At 30.3% G+C, this 13,577-nt stretch carries 13 protein-coding genes and 1 riboswitch; of the genes, 6 read left to right on the plus strand and 7 right to left on the minus strand.

All coding sequences use genetic code 11. The features are described from left to right. Nucleotides 1-74 precede the first annotated feature (74 nt). The 3 genes from V8G69_RS04045 to V8G69_RS04055 are packed head-to-tail and all read right to left on the minus strand — an operon-like array spanning nucleotide 75 to nucleotide 3,056. On the minus strand, nucleotides 75-869 hold the full coding sequence (locus tag V8G69_RS04045; RefSeq protein ID WP_394880526.1) for an ABC transporter ATP-binding protein: 795 nt from the start codon (nucleotides 867-869) through the stop codon (nucleotides 75-77). Further along, the gene (locus V8G69_RS04050) at nucleotides 870-1,901 is read right to left on the minus strand and encodes a FecCD family ABC transporter permease (protein WP_394880527.1); all 1,032 of its coding nucleotides are present in this window, start codon (nucleotides 1,899-1,901) and stop codon (nucleotides 870-872) included. Continuing rightward, the gene (locus V8G69_RS04055; protein WP_394880528.1) at nucleotides 1,902-3,056 is read right to left on the minus strand and encodes an ABC transporter substrate-binding protein; all 1,155 of its coding nucleotides are present in this window, start codon (nucleotides 3,054-3,056) and stop codon (nucleotides 1,902-1,904) included. A 210-nt stretch (nucleotides 3,057-3,266) separates the two neighbouring features. Then, nucleotides 3,267-3,461: riboswitch (cobalamin riboswitch) on the plus strand. 66 nt (nucleotides 3,462-3,527) lie between these two features. Between V8G69_RS04055 and V8G69_RS04060 the strand changes: the two genes are divergently transcribed. Next, complete coding sequence (locus tag V8G69_RS04060; protein WP_394880529.1) at nucleotides 3,528-5,465, plus strand: TonB-dependent receptor plug domain-containing protein; 1,938 nt, start codon at nucleotides 3,528-3,530, stop codon at nucleotides 5,463-5,465. A gap of 49 nt (nucleotides 5,466-5,514) precedes the next feature. On the opposite strand, the gene V8G69_RS04065 is transcribed toward V8G69_RS04060, so the two are convergent. After that, nucleotides 5,515-6,999 (minus strand): S41 family peptidase, encoded by a 1,485-nt coding sequence (locus V8G69_RS04065; RefSeq protein WP_394880530.1) that lies wholly within the window; start codon nucleotides 6,997-6,999, stop codon nucleotides 5,515-5,517. Between the two features lie 70 nt (nucleotides 7,000-7,069). Beyond that, entirely contained in the window at nucleotides 7,070-8,578 is a 1,509-nt protein-coding gene (locus V8G69_RS04070) for a S41 family peptidase (RefSeq protein WP_394880531.1), read from the minus strand. Between the two features lie 146 nt (nucleotides 8,579-8,724). On the opposite strand from V8G69_RS04070, the gene V8G69_RS04075 reads away from it, so the two are divergent. The 4 genes from V8G69_RS04075 to V8G69_RS04090 are packed head-to-tail and all read left to right on the plus strand — an operon-like array spanning nucleotide 8,725 to nucleotide 10,864. Further along, a complete protein-coding gene (locus tag V8G69_RS04075) occupies nucleotides 8,725-9,234 on the plus strand; it encodes an RNA polymerase sigma factor (RefSeq protein WP_394880532.1) in 510 nt (169 codons plus the stop codon). Next, nucleotides 9,221-9,700 (plus strand): hypothetical protein, encoded by a 480-nt coding sequence (locus V8G69_RS04080; protein ID WP_394880533.1) that lies wholly within the window; start codon nucleotides 9,221-9,223, stop codon nucleotides 9,698-9,700. The genes V8G69_RS04075 and V8G69_RS04080 overlap by 14 nt, the downstream gene beginning before the upstream one ends. 40 nt (nucleotides 9,701-9,740) lie before the next feature. Beyond that, nucleotides 9,741-10,301 carry a DUF4252 domain-containing protein gene (locus tag V8G69_RS04085; protein ID WP_394880534.1) on the plus strand — a complete coding sequence of 187 codons (561 nt, stop codon included), beginning with the start codon at nucleotides 9,741-9,743 and terminating at the stop codon, nucleotides 10,299-10,301. A 17-nt stretch (nucleotides 10,302-10,318) separates the two neighbouring features. Next, complete coding sequence (locus V8G69_RS04090; protein WP_394880535.1) at nucleotides 10,319-10,864, plus strand: DUF4252 domain-containing protein; 546 nt, start codon at nucleotides 10,319-10,321, stop codon at nucleotides 10,862-10,864. Nucleotides 10,865-10,928: 64 nt separating this feature from the next. Here V8G69_RS04090 and V8G69_RS04095 read toward each other — a convergent pair whose 3' ends face one another. Both V8G69_RS04095 and purB read right to left on the minus strand, forming a co-directional pair. After that, entirely contained in the window at nucleotides 10,929-11,105 is a 177-nt protein-coding gene (locus V8G69_RS04095; RefSeq protein ID WP_394880536.1) for a hypothetical protein, read from the minus strand. A 2-nt stretch (nucleotides 11,106-11,107) separates the two neighbouring features. Further along, on the minus strand, nucleotides 11,108-12,451 hold the full coding sequence (purB, locus tag V8G69_RS04100; RefSeq protein WP_394880779.1) for an adenylosuccinate lyase: 1,344 nt from the start codon (nucleotides 12,449-12,451) through the stop codon (nucleotides 11,108-11,110). Between the two features lie 137 nt (nucleotides 12,452-12,588). Between purB and V8G69_RS04105 the strand changes: the two genes are divergently transcribed. Next, entirely contained in the window at nucleotides 12,589-13,569 is a 981-nt protein-coding gene (locus tag V8G69_RS04105) for a DUF1028 domain-containing protein (RefSeq protein WP_394880537.1), read from the plus strand. The last annotated feature ends 8 nt before the right edge of the window (nucleotides 13,570-13,577 follow it).

Here is a 13,577-nt window from a genome sequence, read left to right on the forward strand (position 1 = left end):
ATTTTCCAAATATAAATGTTTTAGAGAGAAGATAAGAAGTAGGTAGACGTAAGATTTGAAGAAAAATTTACTTTTTATTTTTTCACTCTAAAATTCCCTGTTTTTTTATCAAATGAAATAAGGTCTTTAGGAAACAAGGTGTTGAAAGCTCCTTTTGATATTAAATTACAAGGTTCATCGGTTTCAACATAATCTTTAGTCATAACAATCATTTTGTCACATAATTGAATAGATAAATCTATTTCGTGTGAAGAAAACAAAATGGTTTTATTGGTTTCCTTGGCCAATTTTTGAAGTAGTTTTAAAATATATGCTTTATGGTAAATATCTAAATGAGTAGTAGGTTCATCTAAAATAATCAAATTGGTGTCTTGAGCCAGGGCACGAGCAATCAAAGCTTTTTGCAATTGACCGTCACTAAGCTCAAAACACTTTTTATGTTTCAAATCCTGAATATTTGTTAGTTCTAACGCTTTATTAATTTCGAATATATCATTTTCCGAAATGTTTCCAATCCAATTGGTATAAGGCTGCCTGCCTAAAGCTACCAATTCAAAAATAGTTAGGTTTTTTGAGGCAATGGGTTCTGTTAAGACCAAACTCATCACTTTTGCCAAATCTAATGGTTGATAGGTTTTAATGTTTTTATCATTAATATATACAACTCCCTTTATGGAATTTTGAACATTGCTAAGCGTTCTTAATAATGTAGATTTTCCAATGCCATTGGCACCAACCAAACCAACCAATTCGCCTTCGTAAAGGCTCATATTAATATTAGAAGCAACAATGGTTTCTGTCTTTTTAGAGAGATATCCAATAGATAGATTTTCTGTTCTTAAAACAATATTTGGATTATTTTTTTCCATCTAAAACAACATTTTTCTTTTTCTGACCAATAACCAAATAACAACAGGTGCGCCAATTAAAGATGTAATGGCATTTATAGGCAAAGTGTAATCGCTTGCAGGTAATTGGGCAATGCAATCACAAATAAGCATAATAATGGCACCTAGCAAAAACACAGCAGGTAATAAAATTTTATGATTTGAAGTAATAAAAATCTGTCTGGTTATATGTGGTATTGCCAACCCAATAAATGCAATAGGACCAGCAAAAGCTGTAATAGTACCTGCCAATAAGCTTGTAGTAACAATGATTAGCAATCTGCTTTTTTGAATATTTAATCCTAGACTTTTAGCATAATTTTCTCCTAAAAGCAATGTGTTTAAAGCTTTAACAGATGCAATGCTTAATAAAATTCCTAAGCAATAAATCATAAACATGATTGCAAGTTCTTGCCATGATAAATTGCCCAAACTGCCGAATCCCCAAAAGATATATTGTTGCAATTGTTCCATAGAACTAAAATAAGAAAGCACACTTACTACCGCTGTAGTAATACTACCAAACATGAGTCCGATAATTAAAATTGCCATGGTATCCCTTACTCTGGTTGAAACTATTAAAACCGTTAAAAGCACTAGAAAACTGCCAATACTTGCAGCAATAACCAAACTCCATTTAGATATTAAAAACACACCAAAAAAGCCACTAAAAATAGATGCTCCCATAATAACTAAAGCTACACCTAAACTTGCGCCAGAAGTAATTCCTAAAACAAAAGGACCAGCTAACGGATTTCTGAATAAGGTTTGCATTAACAAACCAGAAATTCCTAAACCAGACCCAACAATTATAGCGGTAAAAGCTTTAGGTAATCTGTAATCTTGAATAATGTATTGCCATGATGGATTAGTGGTTGAACTGCCAATTAAGCTTTTAAAAACATCAGTAAAAGGAATGGAAACAGAACCTAAACTTATATTTAAAAAAAAGCATAGTAGTAAAACGATAGTTAATGCTACAAAGGGTTTGGTATATGTTTTATTATGTAACAATTATTCTAAGGGTTTAAAAAAATATGGTTCGTAATCTTCTAACAATTCTGGATGACAAATCTTAATCAAATCTTTTAAAACCAAATCAGGTCGCGTCATACCTAATTCAAAATACAAAATCCCACCAGTTTTTCCTGTTGTGTTGGTGAAAGAATATATGGATTTATTTTGAAAAGCTTTAAACATGGTGTTGTGAATATTAGCATTTTTAAGGGCTTCCAAACTTGAAAAATTTGAAGGACTCAGCCAAACATCGGCATTTTTGGCTTTTTCAAAAACCGATTCAAAATTTAGTTGTAAGCTACCAGAACCTTCAGAGTCTTGCCATAAATAATTAGTGTTGGCATCTTTTAATAGTTGAGCTTCTGTGCTTGTGCCACTTGGTAAATACCAAATGTCTTTATACATGGCACCACTTAATATGGTTGGTTTGTTCTTTACATTTTTCGCTAAAGATTTGGCCTCTAAGTAATTTTTTTCAATGGAATTAAAAATGGAATCGACGTCTTTTTCTTTGTTAAATAATACTCCAAAAAATTTAATCCATTCAGCTTTTGCAAGTGGAGAATTTTCTACCCAATCACCGTTATAAATTACTGGGATTCCTGAGTTTTTAATGGTTTCAAAAGCTCTGTTATTACCATCAATTCCAAATCCAACAACAAGATTGGGTTTTGTTTCGAGGAGTATTTCGGTATTTATACTTTCATTTTTACCAAGTTCCCTAACGTTTCCGTTATCAATCAACTGCCTAATTTTTTCAGAAGAAATAAAATCAGTTTCAGGAAAACCTACCAATGTTTTTTCAACATGCAGTAATTCTAAAGAAGGAAGATGTGTAGTTGAAGTAACTACTATTTTTTCAATAGGAATTGTAATAACAGCATCAAAATCATTTGCATTTAATGAGATTTTTGAAAGCATGTCTTTTTGAACTAGTGCATAATTATAGGTTTTTTTAGAATTTGGCCAAGGACTTTTTATTGTCAATACTTTGTAAACCCCAAAATCTGTGACCTCAAAACCTTTTGCATATTCATTTTTTATAACAGTTGCATTTGAAGGAAAATCTGTGGACTGTTTTTTCTGGTCATTTTTACAGCTTGATAAAGAGATTATTAAGATGAAAAAAAGAAATTTATAATTGAAATTCATTGATTAAGGTTTGTAACAAATGTAACTATAGCTTAAAAATTTAGTTAATATTTTTGAATAAATTCACAGTCATGAGAGACAGTTCAAATTTAACAATATATATAGTTGCAGCCGTAATAATACTTCATTTTTTGGTTGGCTTTGGGTATTTAATTTATAAAATGACAAAGAAAAAGTAAGCTTTGTATTTTTAAATTAAAAGTTATCGATACTTTTGCAATGAAATTTGGTTTTATTCACTTTTGTGAAAAAATTAAAAGGGAATCTGGTGTAAATCCAGGACTGTTCCCGCAACTGTAAGCTATAAAGCTTCATGTTCAACTTCAATGTCACTGAAGAGAAATCTTTGGGAAGACCAACATGAGGACGCAAGTCAGGAGACCTGCCATTTTCAAAATAAATAAGTTAAACTTTCGGGATAAAAGTTTGCGTATGTTAACTCATGCGATTCTCGAGTAATTATTAATTAAAATGAACAAAAAAGTAAATGCTTTTGGTGTACTGTGTTTAGGTATATCATTAGTAGGGTTTGCACAACAGCAAATCGATTCAGTGCAAGTACAACAATTAGATCAGGTTGTAATAACTGATTCAAAATTTAAGCTAAAAAGAGAAAATTCAGGTAAAGTTATTACCAAAATCACACAAGAAGAATTACAGCACTTACAAGGAAAATCTGTTGCAAGTATTATAAATGCAACGGCTGGAATTGAAATTAATGGCACCAAAAGTAATGCAGGCCAAAACTTGAACTACTATATTAGAGGTGGACGTAACAGACAAGTTGTTGTTTTGATTGATGGTATTGCATTAACCGATGCTTCACAAATTTCAAATGATTATGATTTAAGATTACTAAATGCTGAACAAGTTGAAAGTATTGAGATTTTAAAGGGAGCTTCAAGTACACTTTATGGCTCTGGGGCGGCAACTGCAGTAATTAATATTAAGTTGAAAGAAGCTTCAAAGAGGTCCATTTCGGCAAATTTCAGAAGTGTTATTGGCAGCAATCAATCTCAAAATGATAAATCATACAATGCCGAAGATTTTAGGAATTCGGTTTCAATTAATGGAACTTTAAATAAGTTTAACTATTTGGCTAGTTTTGGTAATCAATTTACAAATGGATTATCATCATTATCATCAGGAATTGAACCAGATAAAGATGCTTTTAATTCAGTAAATGGTCTATTGAAATTAGGATATCAATTTTCAAATAATTTTAAAATTGAGGCTTATGGAAATTTTGATGATTTTAAAGCAGATTTTGATGACACTTATTCTGGCCCAGAAATAGACGATGTTTCTGAAACAAATCAATATCGTATAGGTGTTTCTCCAGAATTTAAATATAAAAACGGTAACATTACATTAAATGCAGCTTATAACAATACAAAGCGAACTATAAACTCGAGTTATCCTGCAATTTATAAAGCAGAAAGTTTTGTGAGCGATATTTTCAACAGATATCAATTCAATGAAAAGTTTTATACGGTTTTGGGTTTGAATTTTCAGCAAAACAATATGGAAAGCTTTGCCATTCCTTATGGAAGTTCAGATTTTGAACAAAACATAAATCCAGATAATGCGAAGTTTACCATTATAGATCCTTATGCCAATATGGTTTATATTTCAGATTTTGGATTGAATATCAATGCAGGAGCGAGGTTAAACAATCATTCTGAATATGGCTCTCATTTGGTTTACAGTTTAAATCCATCTTTTAAAAAGACTACGAATTTTGGATATATAAAAGCGCTAACCAGTTACAGTACAGCTTATATTACGCCTTCGTTATATCAATTATTCGAGCCAACTTATGGAAATGCCAATTTAAAACCAGAAGAAAATGCTACTATTGAGTTGGGAACTGAACTAAATATAAAGGACAAAGCTATTTTTAGTATTGTATATTTTAATAGAAAAGAGACAAACTTTATCAATTTTGTAGATTTAGGAAGTTATGTGTATCAATATGAAAATGTAGATGATTCATTTAACTCCAGTGGAATTGAGTTTACAGGCGATTTTGTTTTATCAAAAGAACTAAAAATAAAAAGTAATGCAACTTATACAAAAGTTGAAGATGATTTGAATTTACGAATCCCGGAATTTAAAGTGAATGCTTCAATATTATACAATGTTTCAAATAGAGCGTTTATGAGTTTGTCATATCAATTTAACGATGCTAGAACAGATGCCTTTTTTAACGACATTACTTATACAACAGATAAAATTGTATTAAAAAGTTACAGTTTGCTTGATTTTTATATCAGCCATAAATTGATAAATAATAAAGTGACGCTTTTTGCCAATGTAACCAATATTTTAAATGAAAAATATGAAGAGTTATATGGATACTCTACACTTGGCAGAAATGTAAGTTTGGGTTTAAATATAAGTTTGTAAAATAAACGCCAATGGCTAATTATTACTGTTAACCATTGGTGATTTATATTTAATTGAAATTTATTTTGTTTATAATGTCATGAGGAAGTTTCTTGTCAATATGCATGTCATCATTAAATGGAATAAAACTGTTACTGTCTTTAATTAAGTTTAAATAAGGACTTGTTTTAGTTTTAATACTTGCAGTTTTTCCTGTATTTTCAATGTCAGCTAAAGCAGCTGCAAGAAGCGTTTCATTAACATCTCCCAAAACACCTAAATTTAAGTAGCTTTCTTTAAGTTCTATATCTGGCTTTAATCCATTAAAGTAGTCTGTATTACCTACTTTATTTAGTGATTTAAAAATAAGTGGTTGCATAGCGTAGGTGTGATTTGGGTTTGCACCATCACGACCATAATTGTCTGAATCGTATAAAGTTGTAGATGCTTGATATTTTCCTTCAGTATAATCTCCAATATGTACAACATTTATATATGGATCAAGACTGTTTATAACTAGTTCACTGGCAGATGCAGAAGATGCAGTTGCTAGTACGTAAACTTTTGATAGATTTAAACTATTTAAAGCAGTGCCATCATCGTTATTAGTAAATCTGTTTATTAATAATTCAGGGTTTTCATTTTCAAAAGCGGCCTGAAATTCACTATTCCATTGTTCTGTGCTAAAAACGTCTCCATTAAACTGACCAGTAACCATACTTGATAAGAGAATGGCAGAATTTACTGAACCACCAGGGTTATATCTTAAATCTAAGATTAAATCTTGTACATTATTAGCTTTGAAATCGGCAAATACATCGTTTAGCTGACTATCATAATTAGCTGTAAAACCATTATACATTAAATATCCAATATTTTTCCCAGCAACATTTAAAATTTCAGTTTTATAAATAGGATTTTCACTGTATTCTAATTTGTTAAGTGTAATAGATGATGTTCCTGAAACCACAAAATCGTCTGATGTGTCTGTTGTTCCATTATCATTATAAGTAGCATTATTGATGGCATAACTATCTGCAGATAATAGGCTATTGTAGTTTGATGTTGTTAAAGCTGTGCCATTTATTGTACTAAACATGTCTCCACGTTTAACACCTTTATTCTCAGCATCACTATTTGGTAAAACTAACCTTACAATACCAAATATTTGCGATGTACTGTTAGGCTGTAAAAACAATTGAAACTCCATACCATTACTTGTAGAAATACCACTAAAATATTGTTCTAAAGCAATATAATCATCAACAATCCAACTATATTTGTCAACGGTTTGTCTTTGAAAAATTAAACTTTCAAATAAATCTTCAGGAGTTGAATAATCATTTAAATAATTAGCATATTGATCATTAGATGAAAATCTATCATTAGCAAGGTTTGGTACATTTTCTTTGTATAAATAAAAAAGATTCATGCCTTTCCAAACAAAATCATTTATTTCATTTTTAGTTGTTACATTATCATCATTATCCTCAAAACAACTTGTTGTTAAAAAAGATAATGAAATTAAAAAAATCAGGGCTTTTGATATTTTCATTTGCTTTTAATTTTATAATCATTTAAAAAAACATACTAGTAATGAAAAGATATTAAAAAGTGAGATTAAGTTATTTATTAGATTTTAAGTCGATAAACATATTCTTTCCAAGAGGAGTAAAATCTTTTGAATCTGCAATGGTTTTGTAATCAAACCCTATGATAGCTTTTGTTTTTGATAGGGATGTTTTGGAGGTTGTGCCAGTAATAAGGGATAATGCTTTTTCTAAAAACGGTTCAGTTGCATCACCCAAAACACCTAAATTTAATAGGTCTTCACCTTCATAAACACCACCAGATGCTGTTTCATAAGTTATTGGATAATCTGGAGCAATGCCATTATAATAATCGGAAACACCATTAACATTTGTTGACTTTAATACAATAGGTTGTATTGCATACTTATGATTTGGGTTGGCATTTGCCTTGTCAAAATTAGGTGAATCATACAAGGTTATTGATCCAACATACTTTCCATAGGTAGTTGTTCCAATTTGAACAACATTCACATAGGGATCTAGGCAATTAATAACCAATTCGCTAGCAGAAGCACTGCCTTCTGTAGTTAGTATATAAACTTTATTTAAATTTAGTTCTGTTATAGGCGTATTATTCTGAAGTTTATCTGTAAAACGATTTATTAAAAATTCAGGGTTATTTTGCTCAAAATAATCTTGATATTTAGAATTCCATTTTTCAGTATAGAAAATTTCTCCATTAAATTGACCAGTAATCATACTAGAAAGAATAATTGCAGAACTTCCATATCCTCCAGGGTTATATCTTAAATCTAATACTAATTCTGTAATTCCTTCAGATTTTAATTGTGTTATGGCATCATTTAAGGCATTATCAAAATCTATTATAAATTGATTATACATTAGATAACCGACTTTTATTCCGTCAGCATCTATAACTTTGTTAATTAATATCGGGTTTTCTGTAAAATTGGTTTTAGTGAGTTGCACTGTTTTTCCGTTTGGAGCTATACTATTATTAGTAATAGTAGCCATTCCCAATGTGTAATCATTATTATTACCAAATAATAAATCTGAATAATTATTTATAGTAAGCTGTTGTGAATCGACAGTTAGAAAAAAATCGCCTCTATGAATGTCTTTGTTAGCAGCGTCTGAATCATTGGCTACATACCTTACATATCCAAAAACATCATCAGACCCAGATAATCTAACTAAACCAAAATCTAATCCATTAGAATTAGAGTTTCCATTTAATGAGTTTTCTAGTTCAACATAATCATCTACCAAAAAGCTAAATCTGTCTACTACATCTTTTTGATATAACAATCCATCAAATAAATTTTCAGGAGTATTATATTCATTTAAAAACGTATAATAGTCATCCTGAGTTGTAAATTTGTCATCGGCTAAATTAGGAACATCACCTTGCCACAAATATATTTCATTTAATCCTTTCCAGATGAAATCATTAATCTCATTGTTTAATACAATGGGTTGAGGCTCTTCAACAACAATGTCATCTTTTTTACTACAATTGAATATAATCGAAATGAAAAATATTGATACTAGTAATTTTATGGGCAATTTTTCTGATTTCATAACATTATGATTAATTTGACTAACGGTAAAAATACTGACATTATTTTATTATAAAAATAATTTGTAACAAATTTGAAAGTTGTTCGTCGTAATTTTAAACGTCTTAATAAAGCATTTTAAACTAACCAAACCAAATTATAAACAAAATGACGCAGACAGAATTTTTAAATGTTGTCATGCCTTTTAAAGATAAAGTGTTTCGTTTAGCAAAACGATTGTTAGTCTCTACAGAAGAAGCTGAAGATGCTACACAAGAAGTTCTGATAAAACTTTGGAATAACCAGTCAAAGTTTGAAGAGTACAAAAATGTTGAAGCATTTTCTATGACAATGACAAAGAATTTTTGTTTAGATAAGCTAAAATCAAAGCAGTCACAAAATTTAAAAATTGTGCATAGCAATTATCAAGACAATAGCATATCGTTACAAAAGGAGGTTGAATTTAAAGATAGTTTAGATTGGGTAGGAAGGATTATGGAAGAATTGCCAGAACAACAAAAAATGGTTATTCAATTGAGAGACATAGAACAATATGAACTAGAAGAAATATGTAAAATGCTGGATATGAACAATACAGCAGTAAGAGTAGCTCTATCAAGAGCAAGAAAAACAATAAGAGAAAGATTAACTAATACACACAGTTATGGTATTAAATAATATAGAAAAGTTACTTGAAAAGTACGAAAACGGAGAAACCTCTCTAAAGGAAGAGCAACAGTTAAAAAACTATTTTTCTCAGGAGACTGTAGAGCCACATTTAGAAATGTACAAACCTATGTTTGCTTACTTTTCAGTAAATCAAAAAGAACAATTTACTAAAGACATTCCATTAAAAACTAAACGTATTTTTAATTACAAATGGATTTCGGTCGCAGCAGTAGCAGTTCTTATGATAGGGTTTTATTTCAAATCAAACACAACAAAGGATGATTTAGGAACGTATGATGACCCGCAATTAGCATATAACGAAGTAGTAAAATCGTTAGCTATGATCTCAACTCAGTTCAATAAAGGTACTTCTACTGTAGGATATCTTAATGAAATGAATAAAGGAACCGCAACACTTGGTTACCTTAATGAAATTGAAAACACAAGAAACATAATATTCAAACCTAATAATTAACAGCACAATGAAAACTTTTAATAACACAAACGCAAATACAATGAAAAAAAGATTAGTAATATTCGTAATGGCAATCATGCTAACGCCAGCTATATCAATGGCACAAGATGTTTTTGAGAAATATAGTGAAAGCACAGATGTAACCTATGTATCTATTAAACCAAAAATGTTTCAAATGATTGCTAAAATGGGAATCAATGTTGAAGACCCAGAAGCAAAAGCATTTATGGATATGGTTAACAGTATAACAAGTTTTAAAACTTTAGTAACAGGTGATAAAACTATTTCGGCCGATTTAACAAAATGGGTAAAATCTCGTTCAAGTTCATTAGAAGAATTAATGCAAGTAAAAGACGAAGGAACAGAAGTGAAATTTTATGTAAAAGAAGGAAAAGATTCAGATCATGTTAAAGAACTATTAATATTTGTAAATGGTATTGATAAAGCAATGGGAGGAAAAACGGTAAATGTTAATGGCGAACAAAGAAAGTTTGAAACAGTTGTAGTATCTTTAACAGGAGACATTGACTTAAACGAAATTTCAAAACTTACTGAAAAAATGAATATCCCTGGTGGACAACATTTAGAGAAAAAACAGTAACAAAAAACTAATCAATCATGCAACGAACAATCAATTATATATTAATCACCTTTGTTACAGCTCTACTTTTAGTGGGCTGTAATGATGGTGTTTCATTACAGCGTTATTTTGTTGATAATCAAGAATCAACAAATTTCACTTCAATTGACTTACCAGTTTCTATAGTGAAATTAGATGAGTCTAAATTTACAGATGTACAAAAGGAAGCCTATAATTCGGTTAAAAGACTAAACTTTTTAGGGTATAGACTTGATAAATCTAAAGAAGCTGATTTTAATGCTGAATTGGCTAAAGTAAAGACTATTCTAAAAGATAAAAAATACAATGATTTAATAGAATTTAATGATAGAAAGGCAAAAGTGACTGTAAAATATTTGGGCGATGATGAAAACGCAGATGAATTTATTGTATTTGCCAGTTCAAAAGACATGGGTTTTGGAATTGTTCGAGTAATTGGAGATAACATGAGTCCAGAAAAAATGATGACTTTAGCCGATGCTATGAAAAATTCAGATATCGATTCGTCACAACTTGGAGGCATCATGGATTTCTTTAAGCAGTAGATTATATAAATAAAACAAAAAGGCTTGCAATTTTGCAAGCCTTTTTGTTTTTATAAAGTTTCTTCTATTCTTTTTCTTTCTTTCTTGAAATAGTAATAATTAAATTAGTTAAAATAACTAGAAAGAGAAGTGTAAGGATGGTTTTGGTAATAAAATTATCTAAAATTTCCAGGACTCCTGATACAAAAATACCAATACCCATTATTCCGCAAAGTATTAAAGACTGCTTGTCTGATAGCATAATTAAATTCCAGTATAATTTCTAGGCGTAATACGGTTTAATTCCTCTTTTATTGTATCGCTAACATCTAAAGTATTAATAAAATTTGAAATAGATGTTTGATTTATTCTTTCATTAGTTCTTGTTAATCCTTTCAATGCTTCATAAGGATTTGGGTAACCTTCACGTCTTAATATAGTTTGAATCGCTTCAGCAACTACTGCCCAGTTATTCTCTAGATCTTCAGCAAACTTCGCTTCGTTCAATAATAATTTACTTAATCCTTTTAAAGTAGATTTAAAACCAATTAAGGTATGTCCGAAAGGAACTCCAATATTACGTAAAACAGTGCTATCCGTTAAATCTCTTTGTAATCTTGATATAGGGAGTTTTCCAGATAAATGTTCAAAAAGAGCATTTGCAATTCCTAAATTGCCTTCACTATTTTCAAAATCAATAGGATTTACTTTATGCGGCATGGCAGAACTTCCAACTTCACCAGCTTTTATGCGCTGTTTAAAATAATCCATAGAAACATACGTCCAAATATCTCGATTCAAATCAATTAAAATGGTATTGATACGTTTTAAATTATCAAATAAAGAAGCCATATGGTCATAATGCTCAATTTGAGTGGTTGGAAATGAATGGTGTAAACCTAATGTTTCATTTAAAAATTTAGAACCAAAAGCTTTCCAGTCAATATTTGGATAAGCAACATGATGCGCATTGTAATTACCAGTAGCGCCACCAAATTTTGCTGCATTTGGTATTTTTTTTAATGATGAAAATTGTTGTTCTAAGCGTACTACAAAAACTTCAATTTCTTTTCCCAAACGTGTTGGTGAAGCAGGCTGACCATGAGTTCTTGCCAACATGGATATTTTTGACCAATCTGCTGATAAGTCTTTTAATTTATTAAGAATAATAGTGTATTCAGGAATATAAATGTTCTCAATGGCTTCCTTTAAACTTAAAGGAATAGCTGTATTGTTTATGTCTTGAGACGTTAATCCAAAATGAATGAATTCTTTAAATTCTGATAATCCTAATGCATCAAATTTTTCTTTTATAAAATACTCAACAGCTTTAACATCATGATTAGTAATGCTTTCAATTTTTTTAATTGCTAAAGCATCTTCAGTAGAAAAACTTTTATAAATGGCTCTTAAATCATTAATAACACTTTTTGAAACCGTTTTAAGCTGAGGTAAAGGAATTTCGCAAAGCGCAATGAAATACTCTATTTCAACTAAAACTCTGTATTTTATAAGTGCTTCTTCAGAAAAATAAGGAGCTAACTCATTAACTTTATTTCTATATCTTCCATCGATTGGAGAGATGGCATTAAGTTCTGATAATGACATGTGTTGTGCTTTTTTAAAAGAATTGGCAAAGATAGGTATTTGTAATTCTAATAACGAATTACAATTTACGATTTTTTCATTCATTATTTTGTTGCGTTAATTAACTATATTAGTATCAGTTAATAAAATATGTTGTCATGAAATTTTTTAAATTCATTTTTGCTGTATTCTTGTCTCAATCCTTGTTTTCTCAAGTTTATAAAACTTCAGAACCATTGGCTCATACGTATTCTATTGTTGCCAGAGATACTGTAACAGGCAATATTGCTGTAGCTGTACAATCACATTGGTTTAGTGTTGGTAGTGTAGTAACTTACGGAAAAGCTGGTGTTGGTGTGGTGGCAACACAATCCTTTGTAAACCCTAGTTACGGACCAAAAGGCTTAGCTTTAATGGAACAAGGCTTATCTCCACAACAGGCTTTAGATGCCTTATTGACCGATGATAGTGGCGAAATGTTTAGACAAGTTGCTTTTTTAAATACCAAAGGAGAAGTGGCTACACATACTGGTAGTTCTTGTATTGAAGCAGCAGGACATAGGCAAGGTAAAAACTTTTCGGTTCAAGCCAATATGATGCTTAATAATACAGTTTGGGATGCTATGGCAAAAGCTTTTGAAACAACAACGGGAGATTTTAGTGATAGAATTATTGCTACTTTAAAAGCTGCCCAAGGGGAAAAAGGAGATATTAGAGGAAGTCAATCGGCAGCTATTTTAATTGTTAAACCTGTAGCTACGGGAAATTCTTGGGAAGATATTGTAATGGATTTAAGAGTAGAGGATAACCCAAATCCGGTAGAAGAATTAGAACGATTGGTAAAGCTTCATAAAGCCTATGATTTTATGAATCAAGGAGATTTAGCTATGGAAGCTGGAGACACTAAAAAGGCAGAAACCTTATATTTAAGTGCCCAAAATTTGTTTCCAGATAATTTGGAAATGAAATACTGGTATGCCATTAATTTGTTGAATAATAAGGAATTTGAAAAGGCTCATCCTATTTTAAAGGGTATTTTTAATCAAGATGCTAATTGGAAAACTTTAACTTCGAGATTAATTAAAAATAAACTACTTGTTATTTCAGAAGAAGAATTAAATAAAGTGATGAAGTTGTAAAGATTAAA

It is taken from the genome of Gaetbulibacter sp. M235, assembly GCF_043876835.1.
GTDB lineage: Bacteria > Bacteroidota > Bacteroidia > Flavobacteriales > Flavobacteriaceae > Yeosuana.

Bases quoted from the DNA above. Each gene is read 5' to 3' on its own strand.
- V8G69_RS04080 (WP_394880533.1), top strand. From the start codon at position 9,221: ATGGTATTAAATAATATAGAAAAGTTACTTGAAAAGTACGAAAACGGA.
- V8G69_RS04055 (WP_394880528.1), bottom strand. From the start codon at position 3,056: ATGAATTTCAATTATAAATTTCTTTTTTTCATCTTAATAATCTCTTTA.
- purB (WP_394880779.1), bottom strand. From the start codon at position 12,451: ATGTCATTATCAGAACTTAATGCCATCTCTCCAATCGATGGAAGATAT.
- V8G69_RS04060 (WP_394880529.1), top strand. From the start codon at position 3,528: ATGAACAAAAAAGTAAATGCTTTTGGTGTACTGTGTTTAGGTATATCA.
- V8G69_RS04065 (WP_394880530.1), bottom strand. From the start codon at position 6,999: ATGAAAATATCAAAAGCCCTGATTTTTTTAATTTCATTATCTTTTTTA.
- V8G69_RS04045 (WP_394880526.1), bottom strand. From the start codon at position 869: ATGGAAAAAAATAATCCAAATATTGTTTTAAGAACAGAAAATCTATCT.
- V8G69_RS04105 (WP_394880537.1), top strand. From the start codon at position 12,589: ATGAAATTTTTTAAATTCATTTTTGCTGTATTCTTGTCTCAATCCTTG.
- V8G69_RS04090 (WP_394880535.1), top strand. From the start codon at position 10,319: ATGCAACGAACAATCAATTATATATTAATCACCTTTGTTACAGCTCTA.
- V8G69_RS04085 (WP_394880534.1), top strand. From the start codon at position 9,741: ATGAAAAAAAGATTAGTAATATTCGTAATGGCAATCATGCTAACGCCA.
- V8G69_RS04075 (WP_394880532.1), top strand. From the start codon at position 8,725: ATGACGCAGACAGAATTTTTAAATGTTGTCATGCCTTTTAAAGATAAA.
- V8G69_RS04095 (WP_394880536.1), bottom strand. From the start codon at position 11,105: ATGCTATCAGACAAGCAGTCTTTAATACTTTGCGGAATAATGGGTATT.
- V8G69_RS04070 (WP_394880531.1), bottom strand. From the start codon at position 8,578: ATGAAATCAGAAAAATTGCCCATAAAATTACTAGTATCAATATTTTTC.